We start from the raw sequence: 23,074 nt of genomic DNA, 5'->3' as shown, positions 1-23,074 counted from the left end.
CTCCTCACACAGCGCGGTGCTCAAGTCACGGGTAAGCAGAGTAATGGGGGCGGCGCGAGGTCAGCTCCCCCCGTGCAGGTCCCATACCCACACTCCGCCGATCCACTTCCCGGGCCGCCCGGTCAACTTCTCCAGGGTCTCGCGCAGGGGACCGTCGTTGGGCTGCGGGGCGAGTACCAGGACGCCCGCCTTCCAGTAGGCGAAGTCCTGCTGTGCCTGCGCCCGCCAGTTCCGGCCGATCTCGGGTGCCTTGCCGGTGTAGCGGACGTCCCGCAGCATGTTGGAGGTGTAGCGCGGGGAGGCGCCGTAGATGCCGATGCGGTCCTCGCCGTAGGGGCCGTTGAAGTAGCCGCCGGGGAGCTTGAAGCCCAGGTGGGCGGCCGTCTGCCAGTGCAGGGCCTCGGCGGAGCCGGGGTCGGGCAGCGGCACCGGGACGAGCGACTCGCCCTTGTGGACGTACGGCTTCCACATGCCGTCCGCGATGAACGCCGGCACCTCGGCCCGCGGCTCGGACTTCAGCGGCGCCGGGACCAGCGGGAACAGGGCGAGGGCCACGCCGAGCAGGCCGACGTACTGCCTCGTCGGGCGGCGCGTCGCCGCCAGCCGCTCGAGGGCGATCGCGATCAGCATGCCCAGGGCCGGAGCGCAGATCATCGCGAGCCGGCCCTCGATCACCGACTCGAACAGCGGCTTGTGCGCGAGCAGCGCCCAGGGGCCGGGGTAGACGGTGTCGGTGAGCGGGATGCGGATCTTCGGGCCGAGCGACAGCAGCGCGGCGGCCACCGCCGTGAACGCCAGCGCCTTGACCAGGGCCCGCTCCCACAGCCGTACGACGATGGCGAGAGCGAGTGCGACCAGCGGCCAGCCGTAGAAGGCGTTCTGTTCGGTCGGGTTGAGGGACAGGGCGTTCGCCCGCTCGGCGCTGCCCGCGATCAGCGAACGCTCGCCGAAGGCGATCAGGGCGAGGGGGCTGTTGCCCGCGTTGTCGCCGTGCAGCACGCTCTTGTAGCTCTGCGGGCCGGCGAACTGCCAGTACAGCGGGTAGGCGACGAGCGGCAGGCAGACCGCACCGCCGATCAGCAGGCCCTTCAGCAGCGGGCGCCAGGATTGCCGGGCCTCCTCCCGGCGCAGGACGCCGTAGCCGAGGGCGAACAGCGCCATGCCGATGGACGCGAGGAGCAGCGGCTCCTCGCCCAGGAGGATCTGGTACGCCGCCATCAGGCCGAGCACGACCCCGTCCCGCACGACCCGGGTGCCCGCGCACAGGCGCAGGGCGCGGTCGATGATCAGCGGGATCATGAACAGGATCACGAAGTTGGGGTGCGCGTTGGCATGGCTGACCATCGGCGGCGCGAACGCGGCCAGGCAGGCGCCGGTGAAGGCCGCCGGGCGGTGCCGTACGACCCGCTTCACGATCAGCCAGTACCAGGCGGCCGCGGTCGCCGCGAGGCCCAGGGTCATGCAGACGCTCAGCGCGACCGCCGGGCCGAACGCCCACGTGACCGGGGCGAACGGCACGGACAGGCCCAGCATGACCGTGTTGGCCATGAGGTTCACGCCGTCGGGGAAGCCCTGGAGGTCGGAGAAGAGCGGGTTGCGCAGGTGGGCCACGTTGTCGGCGGTCACCGCGAAGAACCACTCCCACTGGTTCTGGTCCTGGAGGGAGTCGGGGAGATAGCGGTGGGCCGGGTCGAAGAAGCGGCCCGAGTAGAGGGCGCCCGCCATGAGCAGGAACAGGACGACGGCCAGGAGGTCGGCGGGACGGACGGCGCGGGCGCGGATGCGGGCCAGGTCGGCGAGGACCCGGCCGTAGTCGAGGGGGCCGACCTTGGAGCCGGGCTGGTGGCTCCAGCGCACCGGCACCTCGGCGACCGGCCAGTCCGCGCGGTGGAAGTGCCTCAGCACCTCGACGTCGATGCCCCAGCCGTCGAGCCGGGAGGCGCCGAAGGCCTCGCGGGCCCGGTCACCGTCGAAGAGTTTGAAGCCGCACTGCGTGTCCCGGATGCCGGGCACGGCGGTCGTCCGTATCAGCAGGTTCCCCGCGCGGCCGAGCAGTTCACGCAGCGGGTGCTGGTGGTTGGCTATGTCGGCGCCCGGCACCGAGCGCGAGCCGATCGCCGCTGCGTTGCCCTCGCCGATCGCCTTGTCGAGCCGCTCCAGCTCCTCGATCGGCGCGGCCAGGTCGGCGTCGGTCACCAGTACCCGGCGGCCGTGCGAGGCGGCGACCCCGAGGCGCAGGGCGTGGCCCTTGCCGCGGTTGTGCGGAGCGGAGACGAGCTGCACGCGCGGATGCCCGAGGGCGGTGACCACGTCACGGGTGCCGTCGGTGGAGCCGTCGTCGGCGACGATCAGCTCCCACTCGCCCCACCGGCCCTCGTTGGCGTCGAGGTAGGCGATGACGGCGGCGAGGGTGGGGCCGAGGCGCGCTTCCTCGTTGTAGGCGGGGACGACGACGGACAGATCGACGAGTTCGGGTCGGCCGCTCGCCTCACGGACGGCCTCGGGACGGTGGCCGCTCACCCTGCGGCCAGTCGCTCGATCAGGGCGAGGTTCTGCGCGTTGTACTCGGCCACGACCGCGCGCGCCGCCTCGATGTCCCGCTGGGTCAGCGCGTCGACCAGCCGGGTGTGCCCGGCCCACAGCAGGCCGCGCAGGTCCGGCAGCCGGCGCAGGTGCTGCACCGCGCACACCCAGGACTGCACACGCAGCCGGTGGAGGAAGTCGCCGAGGTAGGGGTTGCCGAACACGGCGCTCAGCTCGCGCCAGAAGCGCAGGTCGTAGCCGATGAGGATGGTGAGGTCGCCCGCGGCGGCGGCCCGCTGCGCCTCGTCGCCTCGTCGCCGCACCGTCGCGAGCGCCGCCGCCGTACGCGGGTCGTCCGGGTCCTTGAACGCCGGATGGCCGGCGCCGAGGGCGTGGAAGATGCCGTCCGTGACCAGACAGCGGGCCTCGATCATGCCGCGGTAGTCGTCGAGGGAGTACTCCGGGACGCTGAAGCCGCGGTGCTGGTCCGCCTCGAGGATGCCCTGCGCGGACAGGTCCACCAGAGCCTCGCGGACCGGGGTGGCCGAGACCCCGTACTGCTCGGCGATCTCCTTCACCGTGAACGCGCGCCCCGGCTGGAGCCGCCCGGCCAGCACCTCGTCGCGAAGCGCGTCCGCGATCTGCTGGCGCAGCGTACTGCGGGTCACGGTGCCGTTGCCCGGCATGGTCGGGGGTCTCTCCTCACACGTGCGGGTGACGTACTCGTTTATGTCTACGAGCACGCCACCTTACGCGTTCGGGTTCCCCCGGTGGCAGCTCCGGGGGAGTTACTCCGTGTACTCGTCGGCCACGCCCAACGCCGCGTCGAGCGCGGCGAATCCCTCCTTCAGTTCGGCCTCCGTCGCGGTGCACGGCGGGACCACATGGGTGCGGTTCATGTTCACGAAGGGCCACAGGCCGTGCTTCTTCGCGGCGGCACCGAACGCGGCCATCGGCGCGTTCGCCTCGCCCGCCGCGTTGTACGGCACCAGCGGCTCCCGCGTCTCCCGGTTCTTCACCAGCTCCAGCGCCCAGAACATGCCGACACCGCGCACGTCACCGACGCTGGGGTGCCGCTCGGCCAGCTCGCGCAGCGCGGGCCCGACGACGGACTCACCGAGATGCCTGGCGTTCTCGACGACGCCCTCCTCGGCCATGACGTTGATCGTCGCGACGGCCGCGGCGCACGCGAGCGGATGACCGGAATACGTCAGCCCGCCCGGGTAGGCCCGCTTGCCGAAGGTCTCCGCGATCTTCCCGGAGATCGCGACACCGCCCAGCGGCACATACCCCGAGTTCACGCCCTTGGCGAAGGTCATCAGGTCCGGTACGACGCCGGACAGATCGGCCGCGAACCACTCACCGGTGCGCCCGAACCCGGCCATGACCTCGTCCAGGACGAACACGATCCCGTACTTGTCGCACAGCTCCCGCACCCCGGCGAGATAACCGGGGGGCGGCACCATGATCCCGGCCGTGCCCGGAATGGTCTCCAGGATGATCGCGGCGATGGTCCCGGGCCCCTCGAAGGCGATCGTCGTCTCGAGGTGCTCGAGCGCCCGCGCGCATTCCTGCTCCTCCGTCTCCGCGTAGAAACGGGAGCGGTAGAGGAAGGGCGCCCAGAAGCGGACGACACCGGCGGTCGCGCTGTCGGAGGGCCAGCGGCGCGGGTCGCCGGTGATGTTCACGGCCTGCTGCGTACCACCGTGGTACGACCGGTAGGCCGACAGCACCTTGGGCCGCCCGGTGTGCAGCCGGGCCATGCGCACGGCGTGCTCGACGGCGTCGGCGCCCGCGTTGGTGAAGAAGATCTTGTCCAGGTCGCCGGGGGCCCGCTCGGCGATCAGCCGGGCCGCCTCGGACCGTGCCTCGACGGCGAACGCGGGCGCGAACGTGGACAGGGTCGCGGCCTGTTCCTGGATCGCGGCGACGACCTTGGGGTGCTGGTAGCCGATGTTGGTGAAGACGAGCCCGCTGGTGAAGTCCAGGTACCGCTTGCCGTCGTAGTCCCAGAAGTACGACCCTTCGGCGCCGGCGACGGCGAGCGGGTCGATGAGTTCCTGCGCGGACCAGGAGTGGAACACATGAGCACGGTCCGCGGCCTTCACCGCGGCGCCGGCTTCGGGATTGGGCTGAGGGGTCATGCCGGTGAGCGTAAATGTCCGCGATACGGACGCGACATCGGCGTCCTGCTGCGTGCTCGGGAGGTTTCTGCGACAGGGTGTCGACCGGAGGTGCCTGTCCCATGGTGGGCCCGGAATGGCCGCCGAAAGCCGTGGACCAGCGCGGCCGGGTGGTCGAGGGGCGGTTGCGGAACCGTGGGCACCTCGCCCGCGACTCTCCGGGAGGCAGCACTATTCTCGGGCTGTTGTCCACGGCGGGGGAAGGCGGGGCGGGCCATGGAGAAGCTGGGGGCCGGGGATCCGAAGGGGATCGGGGCGTACCGGTTGCTGGCGCGGCTCGGTGCGGGCGGCATGGGGCACGTGTATCTCGCCCGGTCGGACCGGGGCCGTACCATCGCGGTGAAGCTGGTGCGCGAGGAACTTGCCGCCCAGGAGGAGTTCCGGGCGCGGTTCCGTCACGAGGTGCAGGCGGCGCGGCGGGTCGGCGGGTACTGGACCGCGCCCGTGCTGGACGCGGACACCGAGGCCGCCGTGCCGTGGGTGGCCACCGGGTACGTTGCCGGGCCGAGCCTCCAGCAGGTGGTCGGCCACGACCACGGCGCCCTGCCCGAGCGCTCGGTCCGCATCCTCGCGGCCGGGCTCGCACACGCCCTGACGGACATCCACGCCGCCGGGATCGTCCACCGCGACCTCAAGCCGTCCAACGTGCTCGTCACCATCGACGGCCCCCGTGTCATCGACTTCGGGATCGCACGGGCGCTGGAGACGATGGCCGGGGACGGGCTCACCAGCACCGGATCACTGGTCGGCTCGCCCGGCTTCATGGCTCCCGAGCAGGTGCGCGGCGACCGGATCACACCGGCCTGCGACGTCTTCTGCCTCGGCTCGGTGCTCGCCTACGCGGCGACCGGCACGCTGCCCTTCGGAAACGCCGACAGCGGGCTGCACGCCCTGATGTTCCGCATCGCCCAGGAGGAACCCGACCTCACCGGTGTCCCCGAGGGCATCGCCGACCTGGTGCGCGAGTGCCTCCGCAAGGACCCGGCGGCCCGCCCGACGCTGGACCGCATCCTGGAGCGCACGGGCGCGGAGGACACGGTGTCGGGGGGCCGCTCCCGGGACCCGTGGCTGCCGGGTTCACTGGTGGCGCAACTGGGGCGACATGCGGTGCAGTTGCTGGAGGTGGAGGACCCGGAGGGGACGCTGGGGGAGGGGCGGACGATCGTGGCTGGGGAGTTGGCGGGGGGTTCGGGAGCCGTCCCGGGGGCTGGTGCTCCGATGGGCGGCGCCGGGGCCGGCTCGGGGTCTGGTGCGGCGGCCGGTGCCGGGGCCTTTCCCGTGGCTGGTGCGGGCGGAGGAGCGGAGGCGGCAGGACGCACGGCTGATGCCGGTTCCGGTTCCGACTTCGGCCCTGGCGCCGACTCGGGCACTGAATCCGGCTCGGGCTCCGGTTCCGGTCACGGCTCTGCCCCCGAGTCCGCCGCTGACCGTACGACCGTCCCCGCACCGGGTCACGGTCCCGTGCCCGGCCAGGCCCTCACCGCTGGTCAGGGTCCCGTGCCCGGCCAGTACCCTGCGCCCGGTCAGGGCTCCGTGCCCGGCCGAGAGCCTGCGGTCGGCCAAGTCCCCGCCTCCGCGCCGGGCCAGGCCCCCGCGTCCGGTCAGGGCCCCGCGCCGATCGCCTCGCCGGAGCACGCTCCCGTCTCGGACGACGGTGGGGTCGTTGCGCCGCCCGGGCAGCCCGGCGGTGTGCATCGCCTGCCCACGCAGGACGCCGGGCAGACGCCGCCTCCGGCGCATCCTGCCTACGGCTACCCGCAATCGCACCCCCAGGTCCCGCCCGCCCACGCCCATCCGCAGCAGCCCGCGCCGCCCGGTGGCCGGCCGGGAGCCCCGCAGCCGTACAACCCCTATGCCGGCGGACCGGGTTCGGCCCCGTCGTACGGCCTGCCCTCCGCCGGCGCCACGCAGCCCTACGGCCCCGCCGGCTTCCCGCCCCAGGAGCCACCGCGCGGCAACGGGCGGTCCACCGCGCTGCTCGTCGTGATCGCGCTGGTGGTGGCGCTCGCCGCCGGCGGCTCGGTGTACGCGCTGCTGCAGGGCGGAACCGGAAGGGACGACAAGGGCAGCGGCACGGTCACCCCCGCCCCGACCACCTCCGCACCACCCACCACGTCGACGCCCACCAGCCCCGGTCCCTCCCCGACGCCGACGGAGTCCGAGTCGCCGTCGGACGGAGCCGTCCCGGACTCCTACCTGGGGACCTGGACGGCGTCGATCGACAACGCCACCGGCCACAGCACCCGTGAACTCACCCTCACCCAGGGCGAGGTGGGCGACACGGTGCTCAGGCTCGTCGCCGACGGCCCCGTGGACGGCGGCGGCACGTACCACTGCGTCTTCGAGGCGAAGCTGACCGAACGCCCCGGCGGAGACGGCCCGTTGCGGATCGGCCCGTCCACCGTCACCTCGGGCGAGCCGCTGTCCTCCTGCAGTCCCGGTGAGTCGACCGAGGTCAGCCTCCTGCCGGACGGCGGCCTGCGCCGGGAGCGGCAGGGCGGCGGGGAGAGCCTGACGTACACGCGGCAGTGAGGCGCAGCACCGTACTGAAGTCCCCTTGCGCATAAGCCCGTTGAACGTCCGGCGAACTTCAGCGAACGTGACCGGAATGTCCCCTTCGGTGCACGTACGGTGACCCCACCATCCGGCTCCGGGGAGTGGCGGGGGTACCCATATGGACTGGCTGAGTCCGGAGAATGTCGTAGCCGTGGGTACGGCGGTGCTGGGCATCATCGCGTCCGCGGGCATGGTCTGGTACGAGCGCCGGGTACCGCGCCGCAAACGCATCGGCTACCGCGTGCAGATGGACAACCCGATAGGTGACGACGTCCGTTCGGGCCGCGCCAACCGCCGTCTCGGCCTGTTCGACGAGGCGCCGGACATGACCGACGCCACACTTGTGCTGCTCCGCATCGAGAACGACGGCTCGCAGGGCATCGGGCGCGACGACTACACCAGTCCCGAACGGCACGGCCTGACGGCGGTGTTCACCGACCGCACCATCCGCGGCGTGTCGGTCACACAGCCGGACGACACCGACCATCTGATGGAGCACTTCAGCCCGGACCGGGGCTTCGGCTACTCCGGCAACACCCTGCGCATCCCGCGCGTCCCGCTGAACCGGGGCGAGCACTTCAAGCTGCTGGTGCTGCTGTCCGGTGGGGACGTGGGCTGCGACATACGGCTCGTCGGCGGCATCCGGGACGGCGAGCTCCACCCCAACCGCAGCGCCACGCCGGACGACAAGCCGCCCCTGTTCAGCCGGGCCTCCCGGCTCATCACCATCATGCTCACGGTCTGCGTGGTCACGCTCGCCACGATCGTCGTGGCCCGCGACGACACCCCGCCGCCGATCGATTGCGCGAAGGGTTCGCTGGAGGTCACCGGGTCGACGGCCTTCGAGCGCGTGATGGAGGGTGTGAAGAAGAGCTACGAGGCCGACTGCGAGGGTGCGTCCATCAACGTGAACTCGCCGCACGGATCGACCGCAGGGCTACGGGACCTGGACGCCAAGGGGGCCAAGTGGACGAAGAACGGGTCCCCGCCGCTCGTCGTCTTCTCGGACGGACCCAAGCCCCCCGGCATGCTCCGGCTGAAGGAGAGAAGCGTCGCGTTGGTGGTCTTCACGCTGGTCGTGAACGACAACGTGCCCCTGAAGAACCTCTCCACGGACGAGGTGAAGCGCCTCTACCGCGGCGAGATCACCAACTGGCACCAGTTGGGCGGCCCCGACCTCCCGGTCCGTCTGGTCAGCCGCGACGCCAACTCCGGTACCCGACAGGTGCTCCAGCACCGGGTGCTCGGGCGGGGCGAGATGGCGAACTCGTCGGTCGACTGCGTCCACAAGGACTACCCGGCTCCGGTGACGCGCTGCGAGCTGGACGGCACCGACCAGGTTCTGGACAAGGTGGCCGAACTCAAGGGAGCCATCGGATACAGCGAGCTCGACAATGCGATGGGGGCCAAGGGCCTCCACATCCTGAGCCTCGACGGCGAGGCCCCTTCGGCGGAGGCGATAGCGGACGGCCGCAGCACGTACCCCTATCGCGAGACCGAGTACGCCTACACCTACGACTGGCCGGCGGACAAGTCCCTGGCAGAGAGATTCCTGGACTACCTCATCGAAGGCCCGGGCCAGAGCACCATCAGACACCGCCGCCACATCCCCTGCTACAGCCCGGAGGGAATGAGGCTGTGCGGCAAGAAGCCGTAGCCACCCTCACCGAGGTTCCGGTGGCCGCTGCCGCGGCATGTTCGGCCGAGCCGCACCCCCAGGCATCGCCACGCGCCCCACCGCCCCCACCGAATCAACCCGCCCCCCGCCACACACCGCCCCATGGATCCCCAGCGCCGCACCCCCGCTGCGAAACTCCACCATCCATCCCACCGTCTCCGCCCGAACCAACTCCGTCACATCCTCGGAGAACCGCCGAAGCATCCCCAGGCACCGCTCCGCCGCCTCACTCGCCGTTCCCTCCGCCGGCCCGAGAACCTCCCGCACGCACTCGGACGCCCAGTCGAACTGCAGCACCTGCAACCGCCGCTGCACCGCCTGCGCCGTGGCCACGTCCCGCATCCACCCGGACGTCACCCCGAAGAACCGGTCCACCCCCACACACGCGACCGCCACCAGCAACGCCAGATACCCCCACGGCGCCGCCCCACCGACCGCCCCGGTCAGATCCAGCACCGGAAGCGCCGCACCGCACACCGCCGTCACCGCTGCCCCCATCCGCAGCGCCCGGGCCCCCCGCCGCTTCCACACCCGGTCCGCGAGATACCACGCCGCCGTCTCCAGGGCTCCCCGTTCCACCCACCGGTACAGCTCGTCGAGCCGCTCGGCGGGCTCTCCCCAGTCCCCGGGCGGAAATGCCCGCCCGGCCAGGTCGCCCGGCCGCAGTCCGGCCGCACCCTCGCCCCACCCGTCCTGAGGCGGACCCTCGGGCTGCATCTCCGGCTGACCCACCCGGCACTCCCTACTGACCACGGCTGATCACGAAACTACTGACCACGGCTGATCACGAAACTACTGACCACGACTGATCACAAACGAAACGAATGGTCACGTTGCGTGACACTGAACGCTGACGCGCGGCACCCTTCCTACCGCCCAATGGGTGGCGATGCCGTAGCTTTCGCCGCCTTTCCGCCCGGAAGGAGGTGTTGATCAGGTATAGGGCGAGGGTTGTTCTCACTCGAAAGAGTGGCGGGGCGATGCCCACGTGGACCACGTAGGCTCATGCACAGCGGAGGAAGACGAGAACCGAACCAGGAGCTGATCGTGATTCCCGGTGGTGGCCAGCCCAACATGCAGCAGCTGCTTCAGCAGGCCCAGAAGATGCAGCAGGACCTCGCCAGGGCCCAGGAGGAACTGGCGAACACGGAGGTCGACGGGCAGGCGGGCGGCGGTCTGGTGCGGGCGACCGTGACCGGCGCCGGCGAGCTGCGCGCGCTGAAGATCGACCCCAAGGCGGTGGACCCCGAAGACACCGAGACGCTCGCGGACCTGATCGTCGCCGCCGTCCACGCGGCCAACGAGAACGCGCAGACCCTTCAGCAGCAGAAGCTCGGCCCCCTGGCGCAGGGTCTGGGCGGCAGCGGCATCCCGGGACTGCCGTTCTGACGTTCGCCACGCGCGCGACACCCGCACCGCCTTCCTAGGACGGGCGGCAGCCAACTACCGTACGTACCGGGAAAGATTCCAGGAGAGGCAGTCCGTTGTACGAAGGCGTGGTCCAGGACCTGATCGACGAGCTGGGGCGGCTGCCCGGCGTCGGTCCCAAGAGCGCGCAACGGATCGCCTTCCACATCCTCCAGGCGGAACCCACGGACGTACGGCGCCTCGCGCAGGCCCTCCTCGAGGTGAAGGCGAAGGTCCGCTTCTGCGCGACCTGTGGCAACGTCGCGCAGGAGGAGCTGTGCAACATCTGCCGCGACGCCCGCCGTGACCCGTCGGTCATCTGTGTCGTCGAGGAGCCGAAGGACGTCGTCGCGATCGAGCGCACGCGTGAGTTCCGGGGCCGTTACCACGTCCTCGGCGGCGCGATCAGCCCGATCGAGGGCGTGGGCCCGGACGACCTGCGCATACGAGAACTCCTGGCCCGCCTGGCCGACGGCACGGTCACGGAGCTGATCCTGGCCACGGACCCGAATCTCGAGGGCGAGGCGACCGCCACGTACCTCGCGCGCATGATCAAGCCCATGGGCCTGAAGGTCACCCGCCTGGCCAGCGGCCTCCCGGTGGGTGGCGACCTGGAATACGCGGACGAGGTCACCCTCGGCCGCGCCTTCGAGGGGAGACGACTCCTAGATGTCTGACGCCACGCTGCACTCCACGACGCAGGACCCTGACGACTTCGCGGTCCAGATCGCGGACCAGGTCGAGAGCTTCCTGGTGGCCGTCTCGGAGGTCGCGAAGGGTGACGAGCCGGGCTCGGCGGTGCCCTTCCTCCTCCTGGAGGTCTCCCAGCTGCTCCTGGCCGGCGGCCGCCTCGGCGCGCACGAGGACATCGTCCCCGACGAGCGCTACGAGCCGGACACGGGCCCGGACGCGGACGTCGACGGACTCCGCGAGAACCTCGCCCGCCTCCTGGAGCCGATCGACGTCTACTCGGAGGTCTTCGACCCGTACGAGCCCCGCAAGGCGCCCGTGCCGGCCCGGATCTCCGACGACCTGGCCGACGTCATCACCGACCTCCGCCACGGCATGGCCCACTACCGCGCCGGCCGCACCTCGGAGGCGCTGTGGTGGTGGCAGTTCTCGTACTTCTCCAACTGGGGCTCCACCGCCTCCGCAACCCTCCGCGCCCTCCACTCGATCCTGGCCCACATCCGCCTGGACCAGCCCCTGGAGGAACTGGACGGCCTGGACACGGACCAGGGAGTGGGCGACGACACCCTGGAGTTCGAGGCGGGCAGGGTCATGCAACAGGAGATCGCAGGACCCTTGGGCATGCGCCCGGCCCGCTGACCGGGTTCCCGTCGACCACTGCGAGCGGACACTCCCCAACCGGGCCACCCCGCCCGCACTGTAACGCACATCACACCCATCACCCACGCCTCACCGGGCAGGAAACCGTACGGAAGGAGTTCAGGACGCGCGACCGGACATCTCACCATGCGGTACCGCAGAGGGGAAATTCGGACGCTCGTTAGACTGAGCTCGGAATCGACGGACTGAGCGAGGAGCGCACGTGGGCCTTGTCGTGCAGAAGTACGGAGGCTCCTCCGTAGCCGATGCCGAAGGCATCAAGCGCGTCGCCAAGCGGATCGTGGAAGCGAAGAAGAACGGCAACCAGGTGGTTGTCGTCGTTTCCGCGATGGGCGACACGACGGACGAGTTGATCGATCTCGCCGAGCAGGTATCCCCGATGCCGGCCGGGCGTGAGTTCGACATGCTGCTGACCGCCGGAGAGCGGATCTCCATGGCCCTGCTGGCCATGGCCATCAAAAACCTGGGCCACGAGGCCCAGAGCTTCACGGGCAGCCAGGCAGGCGTCATCACCGACTCGGTCCACAACAAGGCCCGGATCATCGACGTCACGCCGGGCCGGATCCGAGACTCGATCGACAACGGCAACATCGCCATCGTCGCCGGGTTCCAGGGTGTGAGCGCCGACAAGAAGGACATCACCACCCTCGGCCGAGGGGGCAGTGACACCACGGCCGTGGCGCTCGCCGCCGCCCTCGACGCCGAGGTCTGCGAGATCTACACCGACGTCGACGGCGTCTTCACCGCCGACCCGCGCGTGGTGAAGAAGGCCCGGAAGATCGACTGGATCGCCTTCGAGGACATGCTCGAGCTGGCCGCGTCCGGGTCCAAGGTGCTGCTCCACCGCTGCGTGGAGTACGCCCGCCGCTACAACATCCCGATCCACGTCCGCTCCTCCTTCAGCGGGCTCAAGGGCACGTGGGTCAGCAGTGAGCCGATCGAGCAAGGGGACAAGAAGGTGGAGCAGGCCATCATCTCCGGTGTCGCGCACGACACCTCCGAGGCCAAGATCACGGTCGTCGGCGTGCCCGACAAGCCGGGCGAGGCCGCTTCCATCTTCCGTACGATCGCCGATGCGCAGATCAACATCGACATGGTCGTGCAGAACGTGTCCGCCGCCGCCACCGGCCTGACGGACATCTCCTTCACCCTGCCGAAGACCGAGGGCCGCAAGGCCATCGACGCGCTGGAGGCCAACCGGTCCGGAATCGGCTTCGACTCCCTGCGTTACGACGACCAGATCGGGAAGATCTCGCTGGTCGGCGCGGGTATGAAGACCAACCCCGGGGTCACGGCCGCGTTCTTCGAGGCGCTGAGCGACGCCGGCGTGAACATCGAGCTGATCTCGACCTCCGAGATCCGTATCTCGGTCGTCACGCGCGCCGACGACGTCAACGAGGCCGTCCGCGCCGTGCACACCGCGTTCGGGCTCGACTCCGACAGCGACGAGGCCGTCGTCTACGGGGGCACCGGCCGCTGATGGCCGGCACCACCGGGGCCGTACCCGGACCCGTACGTCCGACGCTCGCGGTCGTCGGCGCGACCGGGGCCGTCGGCACCGTCATGCTCCAGATCCTGTCCCAGCACGCGGACGTCTGGGGCGAGATCCGCCTGATCGCCTCGCCGCGCTCGGCCGGCCGCAAGCTGACCGTGCGCGGTGAGGAGGTCGAGGTGGTGGCCCTGTCGGAGGAGGCCTTCGACGGAGTCGACGTCGCCATGTTCGACGTACCGGACGAGGTCTCCGCGCAGTGGGCGCCCATCGCCGCCGCCAAGGGCGTCGTGGTGGTCGACAACTCCGGCGCCTTCCGGATGGACCCCGACGTGCCCCTCGTGGTGCCCGAGGTCAATCCGCACACGGCACGGGTCAGGCCGCGCGGGATCATCGCCAACCCCAACTGCACGACCCTCTCGATGATCGTCGCCCTGGGCGCGCTGCACGCCGAGTTCGGCCTGCGCGAGCTGGTGGTGTCGTCGTACCAGGCGGTGAGCGGGGCCGGGCGGGCCGGCGTCGAGACGCTGCGGGCTCAGCTGGCGCTGGTGGCCGGCACGGAGCTGGGGACCAGCCCCGGCGATGTGCGCAGGGCCGTCGGCGACAACACCGGGCCGTTCCTGGAGCCCGTCGCGCTGAACGTCGTACCGTGGGCCGGATCGCTCAGGGAGGACGGCTGGTCGTCGGAGGAGATGAAGGTGCGGGACGAGTCCCGCAAGATCCTCGGACTGCCCAAGCTGCCCGTGGCCGTGACCTGCGTGCGCGTCCCCGTGGTCACCACGCACTCCCTCACCGTGCACGCCCGCTTCCAGGGCGAGGTCACCGTCGACGGAGCCCGCGAGATCCTCGCCACCGCGCCCGGTGTCGTCCTGTTCGACGACCCGGAGGCCGGCGAGTTCCCCACGCCCGCCGACGTGGTCGGCACCGACCCCACCTGGGTCGGGCGGGTGCGCCGCGCCCTCGACGACCCGACCGCGCTCGAACTCTTCGTCTGCGGGGACAATCTGCGCAAAGGTGCCGCGCTCAACACCGCGCAGATCGCCGAACTGGTGGCGGCGGAGTTCTCGTGAGCCCTCCAGGGCGCGAGTAAGAAATGTGGCCAGGTCCATGGTCCGGACCACTTGAAACGGACCGCCTCGGCGTCCGAGGATTTTCCTCCCAGCCCTCCGCAACCGCGCGGAGGGCTGGGAGCGTCTTTGCGGACGCCCTTCCAGGGCGTGGGACGCGAGGATCGAGGCGTAGGGGCGCCGTGATCAGGGCGTGGGGGCGCCTGTTCGTATGGGACATGAGGGAAGAGCGGGACGCATGACGGCTTGTGAGGCACCGTCGGCCGTGCCGCCCGACGCGGAAACGTTGTCGGGTGCGTCACCGGACGCAAAAGTGACGCGCGGCACGTACAACCCGGACGGGGGGAAGCGTGTCCAACTGACGTGGCAGAGGTACTCGACTTCACTGTGGCGACGCGTGGCACGGCCCTACGGCCCCGCCCCGTGCCCCTCCGACCCCGCATGCCCGGCGCGTCCGGCGGCATGCCGGTGATCGCGCCCATGCCCGCAGCGCGGCCCGCCCGCATCCCCAGCCAGCGCGACGGCGTCGAGGAGACCGAGGCGGCCGGCACGACCGTAGACCACCTCACCGAGACCTACCGGGCGCACTACCGCTCGCTGCTCGGCCTCGCCGCTCTCCTCCTCGACGACACCGCCTCCTGCGAGGACGTCGTCCAGGAGGCCTTCATCCGCGTCCACTCGGCCCGCAAACGAGTCCGGGACCCGGAGAAGACTCTCGCCTATCTGCGCCAGACGGTCGTCAACCTGTCCCGCTCGGCCCTGCGCCGCCGCATCCTCGGCCTGAAGCTGCTCTCCAAGCCGATGCCGGACATGGCGAGCGCGGAGGAGGGCGCGTACGACCAGCTGGAGCGCCGTGACCTCATCAAGGCGATGAAGGGCCTGCAGCGCCGCCAGCGCGAGGTCCTGGTGCTGCGCTACTTCGCGGACATGACGGAGGCGCAGGTCGCCGAGACGCTCGGGATCTCCCTGGGTTCGGTGAAGGCGTACGGCTCCCGCGGTATCGCGGCCCTGCGCGTAGCCATGGAGACGCCGGCATGAACGACGGTGGCAGGGAAGGCGATTCACATGAACGCCATGAGCCCTACGCTTGGCACGAGCCGACACGCAAGCACGAGCAAGAGCACCACTCATCGCACGCTGGGAACGGAACTGTGAACCACGGCCCCGACGAAAAGGGCCCCGAGGGGCTCGACTCGGACGAGTTGGCCCTGCGCCGGATGCTCCACTCGGCGGTCCAGGACATCGAGCCGGGCGACGGCACGCTCGACCACCTGCGGCGCGCGGTCCCCGTACGGCGGGCGCGCAAGCGGCAGGCCACGGTCGGCATGGCGGCCGCGGCCCTGTTCCTCGGCACCGCCATCCCGGCCCTCGTGCACGTCTCCAGCTCTGGCGGCTCCAACCCCAACACCTCCATCGCGGGCGACGCCTCACAGGCCCAGGGCGGCGCCGGGCAGGGCAAGAACCCGACCGGCGGCGCGAGCACCGCGGGCGGCACCGGTGGCCAGGCCTCCGAGCACGGCCAGGACGGCAAGAAGGACAGCGGCAAGGGCAAGACCGGCGGCACGGGCACCGGCGCGACCGGCGGCACGGGCCCCTCGGCCAGCACGACCGGCGGCACCCCGGTGTGCACGGCGGAGCAGCTCGGCTCGCCCACCGCGACCGCCGCCGCACCCGACTCCGCGGGCATCGTCTACGGCAGCTTCCGGGTCACCAACATCTCCACCACCAGCTGTACGGTCGGCGGCGCGGGCAGCGTCGGCGTCCTCGCGCAGGGCGCCGCGGACCCCACGAAGATCGGTACGGCCCGGCATGTGGCCGGGGACGCGGCGACGGGCCTGCCCGACCCGTCCCTGGAGGTCACCGGCCTGGTCCTGCTGCCCGGCTCGGCCTACGAAGAGAAGTTCGCCTTCGTGCCCTCGGCGGCCTGCCCCACACCCGGTGGCAGCACCGACGGCTCCGCGACCGGCGGCCCCTCGCCCGGCCCGAGCCCCTCGGGGGACGCGAGCGCGGCCGGCGGCGGCACCAGCGCGGCCGGCAGCACCTCGTCCGGCGTCACCACTCAGCTCGTCACCGAGGAGGGCCCGGCCGACGGCAGCATTGAGGTCTCCCACACCCCGGAGGCCGGCTCACCGACGGCCGCGACGACGGTGGCGGGCGCCTGCGCCGGAACGGTCTACTGGACGGGCCCGCTGGCGGCGTCGTAGCCCCGGACCTGGTGCGGGTCGCTCACCTCAGACCCCGGACGGGTCGGCCACACTCCGGCTCTCGCCCGCCTCGTCCGGAGTCAGGCCCAGTTCCGCGTCCCGGAGGAACTCCAGCTCGCGGCGCAGCAGCCGGAACCACATGAAGACCACGAAGCCCGCGAAGACGAACCACTCACCTGTGTAGCCGAGGTTCTGGAACGCCTTCAGATCCAGCCCGGTGTTGTCCGGCGCGGCCGCGGGCACGGCCGTCATCCCCGAGTCGCCCTTGTCCAGCGTGATCCACGCGTCGTACAGCCGGTACGGCACGAGGTTCACCAGCGATGCCGCGCTGATCGCCGCCGTCTGCCCGCGCGGCAGCCCGCCCTGAGCGTTGACGCCGTTGTCGCCCGGCGTCTCGGACGCCTGCAGCGCCCCGGTGACGGTGACCTCACCGGTGGGCGCGGCCGGGGCCTTCGCGGCGTCCGCGGACCCGGGCAGCCAGCCGCGCACGACGGGCAGGGCCTTGCCGGAGCCGGTGCGCAGAAGCGTCAGCACATAGAAGCCGCGTTTGCCGTCCAGGTCCCGGTCGGGGACGAGCAGCTGCTCGCCGTACCGGCCGGTCGCGGTGGCCCGCCTGCCCGAGGTGGCCTTGTCGACGGGCAGCAGCTCGGCCAGCGGCCGGGCCGCCTCCTTGCTGCCGGCCTCGACCTGCTCGGTCGCGGTGCGGTGGTCCTGCACCCGGCCCTCGAACCGGCTCAGCTGCCACGACCCCAAGAAGATGCAGATCGGGATGGCGAGCAGCACGAAGACGTTGATGCCCCACCAGCGGGGAGTCAGCAGAAACCGGTACACGCCACCAACGGTACGGGGCCGCCGCACGGGGCTCGGGCGCGGGGTGGTACCGCCTGACGGGGTGCGGGCGCGGACCGATGACGTGCGGGAACGCAAAGTTATCCACAGGCTGGGGGTGCTCGGCAGCGGATTGTGGGCCGGGCCAGGCAGTATGGGGCCATGACTGGGGCCATGAGTGAGAGCAAGATGCCGGACTGGGAGAAGCGCTTCCGCGCGCCGCGGGTGTCGCTGCCGGACTGGGCGGAGGACGCGCCGGACCGCTCCCTGTTCGTGTCGAACGCGACGGGGACGTACGAGCTGTACGCCTGGGACCGCGCCACGGGAGAGCAACGCCAGGCGACGGCCCGGCCGAACGGCACGACGGACGGCCTGCTCTCCCCGGACGGCGCGTGGATCTGGTGGTTCGACGACAAGGACGGCGACGAGTTCGGCGTCTGGCGCCGCCAGCCCTTCGAGGGCGGCGCGGACGAACCGGCGACACCGGGCCTCGAACCCTCCTACCCCGCCGGCCTCGCCCTCTCGCGGGACGGTCGTACGGCGATCGTGGGCCGCTCGACGGACGAGGACGGTACGACGATCCATGTGGCGCGCGAGGGCCGGAGCCCGTTCGAGCTCTACCGCCACCGTGAGTCGGCGGGCGTCGGCGACCTCTCGCACGACGGCTCCCTGATCGCGATCGAGCACACGGAGCACGGCGACGCCATGCACTCCGCGCTGCGCGTCCTGCGCCCGGACGGCACGACGGTGGCCGACCTGGACGACACGAAGGGCGGCACGCGGGAGCTGGGCCTGGAGGTGCTGGGCTTCGCCCCGGTCGGCGGCGACACCCGGCTGCTCATCGGCCACCAGCGCCGGGGCCGCTGGGAACCCATGGTCTGGGACGTGGCGACGGGCGAGGACACCGACCTGGCCCTGGACCTGCCCGGTGACGTGAGCGCCGAGTGGTACCCGGACGGCTCCGCCCTGCTGATCGCCCACGGCTTCGAGGCCCGCAGCGAGCTGTTCCGCTACGAATTGTCGACGGCCGAGCTGACGCCGATCTCCACCCCACGGGGTTCGGTGTCCGGCGCGACGGCCCGCCCGGACGGCAGCGTGGAGTTCCTCTGGTCCTCGGCCGCCGAGCCGCCGGCCGTGCGCTCGACGACGGGCAAGGTGGTCCTGGACCCGCCGGGGATGGCCTGCCCGCACTCGATGCCGGTGGAGGACGCGTGGGTGGAGGGTCCCGGCGGCCGCATCCACGCCCTGATCCAGAAGCCGGCCGGGGCGACGGGCCCCCTGCCCACGGTCTTCGACCTGCACGGCGGTCCGACCTGGCACGACAGCGACTCCTTCGCGGCGGGCCCGGCGGCCTGGGTCGACCACGGGTACGCGGTGATCCGCATCAACTACCGGGGCTCGACGGGCTACGGCAGAGCCTGGACGGACGCGCTCAAGCACAGGGTGGGCCTGATCGAGCTGGAGGACGTCGCGGCGGTCCGGGACTGGGCGATCACGTCGGGCCTGGCCGACCCGGACCGACTGATCCTGACCGGCGCGTCCTGGGGCGGCTACCTCACCCTCCTCGGCCTCGGCACCATGCCGGACGCGTGGACGCTCGGCATCGCGGTGGTCCCGGTCGCGGACTACGTCACGGCGTACCACGACGAGATGGAGGCCCTGAAGGCGATGGACCGCACGCTCCTGGGCGGCACCCCCGAGGAAGTCCCGGACCGCTTCGAGGCCTCGTCCCCGCTGACGTACGTGGACGACGTGAAGTCCCCGGTCTACATCTCGGCGGGCGTCAACGACCCCCGCTGCCCGATCCGCCAGATCGACAACTACGTCAAGCGCCTGGAATCAAGGGGAGCAGCCCACGAGGTCTACCGCTACGACGCGGGCCACGGCTCCCTGGTGGTGGAGGAACGAATCAAGCAGGTGAGCCTGGAACTGGACTTCGCGGAACGGCACTTGGGGGGTTAGGCGGCAGCCTCTCGGCCTGCCCACCCCCTACCGAGACGGGTGGGCGGGTGGGAAAGCCGGGGTCTGGGGCGGAGCCCCGGGGCGGCCGAGCAACTCCGCCAGGCCTCTTCGGGTTGCGGCCAGTACGACACGGTCGCCCGCCCGCAATTCGTACCCAGGTGACACCGACGGCTTCCCCTCCAGCGCCAGCACCCGCCACGCCCCGGCCCGGAACGCCCCGTCCACCGTCCGCCCCTCCAGTTGTGGATGCCCGCCCACATCCACCGCGGCGAACAGCAGAACCCGCCGCTCCACCGGAATCGCCCCCAGGATCTGCCGCCCCAGCATCGCCCCGGCGAAGGAGGGCGCGGCCAGATGCGTCACACTCCGGCTCCGGGTCAGCGCACGCGGATGCGCGGCCCGGAGGGTGCGGTACACGGCGGTCGCGAAGTCGTCGTCGTACAACCGCAGCACGACCCGCAGGTCGGGCCGTACGGACCTCGCGTACAACACGGCCTCGAGGTTCGTCGTGTCCGCACTGGTCACCGCGAGCAGCGCATGCGCCCGATGGATCTTGGCCGCCTCCAGGACCCCCTCCTGAGTGACGTCCCCGAGCACCACCGGCACCCGCAGCCGCCGCGCCGTGGCCAGCCCCCGTGCCTCCGGATCCGCCTCGACGCACACCACCGGAATGTGCAGCTCCCGCAGCCGCGTCAGCACCCGCGTCCCGATCTTCCCCAGCCCGAGCAGCACCACATGCCCGCCGAGCCCCCGCGGCGGCTTCCGCAGCGCGGACGCCGTCCGAAAGGTACCGAGCGCCTCGAGCACCGCCGCAAGGAGCACCGGCAACAACAGCAACCCGACCAGCCCGGACAGCAGTTGCAGGATCTGCCGCCCCAGCGACGCCCCGAGTGCAGGCTCGTCGATGGCGAACAGATCCAGCAGCGTCAGATAGAAGGCCTTCAGGGGATGGATCTCCGTCACCAGCGACAGCGCCACCGCCAGCGCGACCACACACCCCACGATCCCGGCCAGCGACCACCGTAGCCGCCGCGAGAACAGGGAGGCGAACGGCGGTACGACCCCGCCGCGCCCGGCGGGCAGCGGCGGCCCGGCGGCGTACGACACCTGCTCCAGGACGACCGTCCCGCGCCCGGTCGCCGAATCCACCTCCGACTCGTCGGGCAGCAGCCGAGGCCCGTGTTCGCCGCTGCCCTCCGCCCCGTCTGCCCCGGCCGGATCACTGCTGGTCGCCGACAGCAGTGCCAGGGTGCACAGCCCGTGGTCGGCGACCTGCCCCGGCGCGGGCGGCTGCCGTTCGACCGCGCGCAGCAACAGGCCGTCCGTCTGGACGACCTTCGTGGTCCCGGCGAGCGCGGTCGCGGCCAGCGCGGGCGCGGCGGTGTCGGCGTCGGACAACACGGTCGTCGAGGCGTCGCCGCCGGGGCCGTCGTTCGCCCCGTTCCCCGTCGCCAACGTCGCGGCCTGGTCGAGGAGTTCCTCGATGTGCTGGCCGAGCCGCCGGTTGTAGAGCCGCAGGACGAGCCGCAGCCGGGGGTTGAGCCGGCGGGCGGTGAGGGCGGCGCGGATGTTGGTCTCGTCGTCGTCGTACACGAGCGCCAGCGCGGCGGCCCGCTCCACGCCCGCTTCGGCGAGCACGGCCTCGGTCGGCTCACCGGCCTCCAACAGCCGCTCGCCACGCGGGGGTTCACCACCGGTGCCGGCCGGACTGCCGTTTCCGTTGCCCGTGGCGCGGCCGACGGCGGCGTTCACCCGGTCGAGCAGCGCCGCCGACGCGGCCCGGGCCCGCCCGACGACCGGCGGCCGTGCCGTGCGCGCGGTCGGCGGTACGACGAGGGTGACCTGCTCGCCGTACACGCCGCGCAGTTCGGCCGCCAGCCGGTGCGCGAGACCGTCGTCCCCGCACACCACCATGTACGCCGGCGCACCGCCGTACCCGCCTTGACTCGGAACGCTCGCCACGAGGGAAAAGACTGCCCCAACGGGACAGGTGGTTCCACAACCGGCTGAACACCGGCGCCGGGATCGCCGTACCGAAGGGGGAGGGACCACACGCAAGCCGGAGGTATCCCACCCGTGGCCATCACCGAAGAAGCCCCGCCCGGGGAAGCCGCGCGGGACGACGTCCCCGCGGCCCCGGCCGAGAAGCAGACCCGGCGCCTCGACTCCCCGCTCGCCCTGACCTTGTTGCTGCTCGTGGTGCTGATGCTGCAGGGGCCGATCCGCGGGGCGCTGTCCACCCCGGTGATGCAGAGCTGGATGACGGTGTTCGTCGCGGTGGTCGTCCAGGCCCTGCCGTTCCTCGTCCTCGGCGTGCTGCTGTCGGCGGTGATCGCCGTGTTCGTACCGCCGTCGTTCTTCGCCCGCGCCCTGCCGAGCCGCCCCGCGCTCGCGGTGCCGGTCGCCGGGATGGCCGGCGCGGTCCTCCCCGGCTGCGAATGCGCGTCCGTGCCGGTGGCCGGGGCGCTGGTCCGAAGGGGCGTCACGCCGGCGGCGGCGCTGGCGTTCCTGCTGTCCGCCCCGGCGATCAACCCGATCGTCCTGACGGCGACGGCCGTGGCGTTCCCGCGCGCCCCGGAGATGGTCCTGGCCCGGTTCGCCGCGAGCCTGCTGGTGGCGTGCGGGATGGGCTGGCTGTGGCAGCGCCTGGGCCGTACGGACTGGCTGCGCCCACCGGCGCACCACGCGCACGAGGGGCAGAGCAAGGGGGAGGCGTTCTGGGGGGCGGTGCGGCACGACGTGATGCACGCGGGCGGCTTCCTGGTGCTCGGCGCGGTGGCCGCCGCGACGCTGAAGGCGGTGGCCCCGGCGAGCTGGCTGCGCACGGCGGCCGACAACCCGGTGTTCTCGGTCCTGGCCCTGGCCGTTCTCGCCGTCCTGCTGTCGATCTGCTCGGAGGCGGACGCCTTCGTGGCGGCCTCGCTGACCCAGTTCTCGCTGACGGCCCGGCTGGCGTTCCTGGTGGTCGGCCCGATGATCGACCTCAAGCTGTTCGCGATGCAGGCCGGCACCTTCGGCCGCGGCTTCGCCCTGCGCTTCGCCCCGGCCACGTTCGCCCTGGCCGTCGTCGGCGCGGTCCTGACCGGGGCGGTGCTGCTGTGAACCGGCAGGCACAGGCGGCGGTCCTGTTCCTGGTCGGCGCGGCCCTGCTGCACGCGGGCCTGACCGACCTGTATCTGCGCTATGTCAAGGCGGGCCTGCGCCCGTTGCTGCTGGCGGCCGGCGCGGTCCTGATCGTGGCGGCGTCGGCGACGGCCTGGTACGAGTGGCGGGGCGGACGCCGCGGCCGGCGCACCGAGGACCACGGCCACCGCGAGCCGTGCATCGCCTGGCTCCTGGTCCTCCCCCTCCTCGCCCTGATCCTGGTCGCGCCGCCCGCACTCGGGTCGTACAGCGCGGTCCGTACGGGTACGGCGCTGCAACAGCCCTACGGCTACACGGAGTTGCCGACGGGCGATCCCGTGCCGCTGACCCTGGTCGACTACGCGGGCCGGGCGGCGTACGGGCACGGGCGTTCCCTCGGTGGCCGTAGCGTGCGCGTCACCGGTTTCGTCGCGCTGGACCGCACGGGTACCCCCTACCTCGTGCGCATGGCCCTCAACTGCTGTGCGGCGGACGCCCAGCCGGTGAAGATCGGGCTCACCGGGAAGATACCGCCGGTCCTCCAGCCGGACGCGTGGCTGGAGGTGACGGGCGCGTACACGGCGAAGCGGACCCGAGATCCCGTCAACGGCGCGCCGATCCCGTTCCTCGAGGTCACGTCGGCCAAGCCTGTGCCGGCGCCGCGCGATCCGTACGACGAGACCTGGAACAACTGACCCCGGGGC

Annotated in this window: 18 protein-coding genes; 12 read left to right on the top strand and 6 right to left on the bottom strand. The window is 71.8% G+C overall.

Annotated elements, in window-relative coordinates:
- Positions 1 to 60 precede the first annotated feature (60 nt).
- From IEZ19_RS35255 to IEZ19_RS35245, 3 genes are all read right to left on the bottom strand, one after another.
- Entirely contained in the window at positions 61 to 2,520 is a 2,460-nt protein-coding gene (locus tag IEZ19_RS35255; protein ID WP_189315456.1) for a dolichyl-phosphate beta-glucosyltransferase, read from the bottom strand.
- On the bottom strand, positions 2,517 to 3,209 hold the full coding sequence (locus IEZ19_RS35250; protein ID WP_189315496.1) for a GntR family transcriptional regulator: 693 nt from the start codon (positions 3,207 to 3,209) through the stop codon (positions 2,517 to 2,519). Before IEZ19_RS35250 ends, IEZ19_RS35255 begins: the two co-directional genes overlap by 4 nt.
- A gap of 102 nt (positions 3,210 to 3,311) precedes the next feature.
- Positions 3,312 to 4,667, bottom strand: a complete 1,356-nt coding sequence (locus IEZ19_RS35245; RefSeq protein WP_189315455.1) for an aspartate aminotransferase family protein — start codon at positions 4,665 to 4,667, stop codon at positions 3,312 to 3,314.
- A gap of 255 nt (positions 4,668 to 4,922) precedes the next feature.
- On the opposite strand from IEZ19_RS35245, the gene IEZ19_RS35240 reads away from it, so the two are divergent.
- Positions 4,923 to 7,238 carry a serine/threonine-protein kinase gene (locus IEZ19_RS35240; RefSeq protein WP_189315454.1) on the top strand — a complete coding sequence of 772 codons (2,316 nt, stop codon included), beginning with the start codon at positions 4,923 to 4,925 and terminating at the stop codon, positions 7,236 to 7,238.
- A gap of 142 nt (positions 7,239 to 7,380) precedes the next feature.
- Positions 7,381 to 8,919, top strand: coding sequence for a substrate-binding domain-containing protein (locus IEZ19_RS35235; RefSeq protein ID WP_189315453.1), 1,539 nt, complete (start codon positions 7,381 to 7,383; stop codon positions 8,917 to 8,919).
- A 6-nt stretch (positions 8,920 to 8,925) separates the two neighbouring features.
- On the opposite strand, the gene IEZ19_RS35230 is transcribed toward IEZ19_RS35235, so the two are convergent.
- Complete coding sequence (locus IEZ19_RS35230) at positions 8,926 to 9,672, bottom strand: SLATT domain-containing protein (RefSeq protein ID WP_189315452.1); 747 nt, start codon at positions 9,670 to 9,672, stop codon at positions 8,926 to 8,928.
- Positions 9,673 to 9,987: 315 nt separating this feature from the next.
- Here IEZ19_RS35230 and IEZ19_RS35225 point away from each other — a divergent pair, with 315 nt between their 5' ends.
- The 7 genes from IEZ19_RS35225 to IEZ19_RS35195 all read left to right on the top strand — a co-directional run bounded on the left by IEZ19_RS35225 (position 9,988) and on the right by IEZ19_RS35195 (position 16,457).
- Entirely contained in the window at positions 9,988 to 10,329 is a 342-nt protein-coding gene (locus IEZ19_RS35225; RefSeq protein WP_189315451.1) for a YbaB/EbfC family nucleoid-associated protein, read from the top strand.
- A gap of 95 nt (positions 10,330 to 10,424) precedes the next feature.
- Positions 10,425 to 11,024 (top strand): recombination mediator RecR, encoded by a 600-nt coding sequence (gene recR, locus IEZ19_RS35220; RefSeq protein ID WP_189315450.1) that lies wholly within the window; start codon positions 10,425 to 10,427, stop codon positions 11,022 to 11,024.
- A complete protein-coding gene (locus tag IEZ19_RS35215; protein ID WP_189315449.1) occupies positions 11,017 to 11,676 on the top strand; it encodes a DUF5063 domain-containing protein in 660 nt (219 codons plus the stop codon). Before recR ends, IEZ19_RS35215 begins: the two co-directional genes overlap by 8 nt.
- Positions 11,677 to 11,899: 223 nt before the next feature.
- Positions 11,900 to 13,177, top strand: a complete 1,278-nt coding sequence (locus tag IEZ19_RS35210) for an aspartate kinase (protein ID WP_189315448.1) — start codon at positions 11,900 to 11,902, stop codon at positions 13,175 to 13,177.
- Positions 13,177 to 14,256: an aspartate-semialdehyde dehydrogenase gene (locus IEZ19_RS35205; protein ID WP_189315447.1), complete on the top strand. Its 1,080-nt coding sequence runs from the start codon at positions 13,177 to 13,179 to the stop codon at positions 14,254 to 14,256. Before IEZ19_RS35210 ends, IEZ19_RS35205 begins: the two co-directional genes overlap by 1 nt.
- Before the next feature lie 360 nt (positions 14,257 to 14,616).
- On the top strand, positions 14,617 to 15,291 hold the full coding sequence (locus IEZ19_RS35200; protein ID WP_189315446.1) for a SigE family RNA polymerase sigma factor: 675 nt from the start codon (positions 14,617 to 14,619) through the stop codon (positions 15,289 to 15,291).
- 113 nt (positions 15,292 to 15,404) lie between these two features.
- Positions 15,405 to 16,457: a hypothetical protein gene (locus tag IEZ19_RS35195; RefSeq protein ID WP_189315445.1), complete on the top strand. Its 1,053-nt coding sequence runs from the start codon at positions 15,405 to 15,407 to the stop codon at positions 16,455 to 16,457.
- A 27-nt stretch (positions 16,458 to 16,484) separates the two neighbouring features.
- Here the strand turns inward: IEZ19_RS35195 and IEZ19_RS35190 are convergent, their stop codons facing one another.
- On the bottom strand, positions 16,485 to 17,288 hold the full coding sequence (locus IEZ19_RS35190; protein WP_189315444.1) for an SURF1 family protein: 804 nt from the start codon (positions 17,286 to 17,288) through the stop codon (positions 16,485 to 16,487).
- Positions 17,289 to 17,459: 171 nt separating this feature from the next.
- On the opposite strand from IEZ19_RS35190, the gene IEZ19_RS35185 reads away from it, so the two are divergent.
- Positions 17,460 to 19,247: a S9 family peptidase gene (locus tag IEZ19_RS35185; RefSeq protein ID WP_229841202.1), complete on the top strand. Its 1,788-nt coding sequence runs from the start codon at positions 17,460 to 17,462 to the stop codon at positions 19,245 to 19,247.
- 27 nt (positions 19,248 to 19,274) lie between these two features.
- On the opposite strand, the gene IEZ19_RS35180 is transcribed toward IEZ19_RS35185, so the two are convergent.
- Positions 19,275 to 21,161, bottom strand: coding sequence for an NAD-binding protein (locus IEZ19_RS35180; protein ID WP_189315495.1), 1,887 nt, complete (start codon positions 21,159 to 21,161; stop codon positions 19,275 to 19,277).
- 162 nt (positions 21,162 to 21,323) lie between these two features.
- On the opposite strand from IEZ19_RS35180, the gene IEZ19_RS35175 reads away from it, so the two are divergent.
- Together IEZ19_RS35175 and IEZ19_RS35170 are read left to right on the top strand one after the other, a co-directional pair.
- Positions 21,324 to 22,349: a permease gene (locus IEZ19_RS35175; protein WP_189315442.1), complete on the top strand. Its 1,026-nt coding sequence runs from the start codon at positions 21,324 to 21,326 to the stop codon at positions 22,347 to 22,349.
- Positions 22,346 to 23,065 carry a TIGR03943 family putative permease subunit gene (locus IEZ19_RS35170; RefSeq protein WP_189315441.1) on the top strand — a complete coding sequence of 240 codons (720 nt, stop codon included), beginning with the start codon at positions 22,346 to 22,348 and terminating at the stop codon, positions 23,063 to 23,065. The genes IEZ19_RS35175 and IEZ19_RS35170 overlap by 4 nt, the downstream gene beginning before the upstream one ends.
- The last annotated feature ends 9 nt before the right edge of the window (positions 23,066 to 23,074 follow it).

It is taken from the genome of Streptomyces brasiliensis, assembly GCF_014647875.1.
Taxonomy (GTDB): Bacteria; Actinomycetota; Actinomycetes; order Streptomycetales; family Streptomycetaceae; genus Streptomyces; species Streptomyces brasiliensis.
The sequence above is the reverse complement of the archived record's forward strand: the minus strand, read 5'-3'. Positions and strand labels throughout refer to the sequence as shown.

Excerpts from the sequence above, each read along its gene's own strand:
- IEZ19_RS35250 (WP_189315496.1), bottom strand. The coding sequence starts at position 3,209 with ATGCCGGGCAACGGCACCGTGACCCGCAGTACGCTGCGCCAGCAGATC.
- IEZ19_RS35245 (WP_189315455.1), bottom strand. The coding sequence starts at position 4,667 with ATGACCCCTCAGCCCAATCCCGAAGCCGGCGCCGCGGTGAAGGCCGCG.
- IEZ19_RS35240 (WP_189315454.1), top strand. The coding sequence starts at position 4,923 with ATGGAGAAGCTGGGGGCCGGGGATCCGAAGGGGATCGGGGCGTACCGG.
- IEZ19_RS35235 (WP_189315453.1), top strand. The coding sequence starts at position 7,381 with ATGGACTGGCTGAGTCCGGAGAATGTCGTAGCCGTGGGTACGGCGGTG.
- IEZ19_RS35215 (WP_189315449.1), top strand. The coding sequence starts at position 11,017 with ATGTCTGACGCCACGCTGCACTCCACGACGCAGGACCCTGACGACTTC.
- IEZ19_RS35205 (WP_189315447.1), top strand. The coding sequence starts at position 13,177 with ATGGCCGGCACCACCGGGGCCGTACCCGGACCCGTACGTCCGACGCTC.
- IEZ19_RS35185 (WP_229841202.1), top strand. The coding sequence starts at position 17,460 with ATGAGTGAGAGCAAGATGCCGGACTGGGAGAAGCGCTTCCGCGCGCCG.
- IEZ19_RS35180 (WP_189315495.1), bottom strand. The coding sequence starts at position 21,161 with ATGGTGGTGTGCGGGGACGACGGTCTCGCGCACCGGCTGGCGGCCGAA.